We start from the raw sequence: 1,390 nt of genomic DNA on the forward strand, positions 1-1,390 counted from the left end.
AACCTAAGATTGACAATTGTCGTTATATTTTTCTCGTTTATAGCAATATATAAAAAACTCTTTTTGTTTTAATTAACCATAAGACGTAAAAATAAAAAAAGGCAACAAGATACTTCTTGTTGCCAAAGAAAAAAATCATCATTCAAAAATATGAAAATGAAAACTAGCAGTGGACTAGCTAACAAAACAATTATATCCAAAAGACTTTAACAAGTAACGATCAATATAATCCATTATATATGGATGAAAATCAGCACTTATAAAATTACACCGATAAATAAAAAAGCCTGAAAATAGTTTCAGGCTTTTTATATTTATTAATTTTTTAGAATGAATATCTCGCAGCTATTGCAAGAATATCGTCTTCATTGTCTACATCTGTAATTCTGTATTCTGCTAGTGCTTTAAAATTAGAAGTCAAATCATACTCTGCACCTAGTGAGTAGTAATCGACGACATCTTCATCATCACGCTCTAGATTGTTATAGCCAACTAGTGCCCAAAGCTTATCTGTTACTTCATAAGTGGCAACTGCTTCAATACCGGTGTAATCAATATTACTTTCAGAACCATCTTTAGCCCAGTTTTCACCATCACTGTATAAAACAGAGGCATAAAACTTGTCGTATTCAAATGCAATAGCACCCGTTAGCAGATCTGCATCTTCTGCACCCGATTGCCCTTCACCTTCGTTGTAACCAAGCGCAACTTTGAAGCCATATGGCAACTTGTAGTCCGCCGCCGCACCATAAGAGGCTGCATCTGTTGACACTTCATCGTTTTCAGCCTGATAGCTAACATGAATATTCAAACCTTCATAGCTTGTCGTTAGCTTAAATACTGAATCGGAGCGACCGGTACCATATAGATCCGCACTTACGCCAGCAGCTTCATTACCAAACTCCGGGAAAATATCCGTGTAGTCAGATACTAAAGTGACCGCACCGTATTGACGTCCATAACTTACTGTTCCGTAATCTGCACCAACTCCTACATAGCCTTTTCGGATATCAAATTCATCATCTTCAATCCCATCAGCATCTCTGCGATTAGACTTAAATTCCAACTCATATAAGCCGAATGCATAAAGATCTTCATTTATTTTAGACTCACCTGAAAGTCCTACACGAATGTAGCTATTATCTCCGTCAGCATTTTTATCATCAGAGAAATAATACATCCCTTGCGCTCGGCCATGAATATTTAATACTGATTCTTGATCTTCATAAACTATGGCTGAATTTGCAGCACTTGCAGAGAAAAGTGCAGCGATTGCGATCGACGTTCTTGTCATTTTCATTTAATTACCACTACTTGTGTTGTTTGAATCGAGTGAAATTATGAACAGTGGCAATTATTTTTAAAGTGCAAATTCAACCATATTCTATGG

General features: G+C 36.2%; 1 protein-coding gene. It reads right to left on the reverse strand.

Annotated elements, in window-relative coordinates:
* Positions 1–325: 325 nt before the first annotated feature.
* Positions 326–1,300 carry a porin gene (locus tag IQR33_RS25510; protein ID WP_193837349.1) on the reverse strand — a complete coding sequence of 325 codons (975 nt, stop codon included), beginning with the start codon at positions 1,298–1,300 and terminating at the stop codon, positions 326–328.
* Positions 1,301–1,390 lie beyond the last annotated feature (90 nt).

The sequence above is a fragment of the Vibrio sp. OPT46 genome (genome assembly GCF_015163535.1).
GTDB lineage: Bacteria > Pseudomonadota > Gammaproteobacteria > Enterobacterales > Vibrionaceae > Vibrio > Vibrio alginolyticus.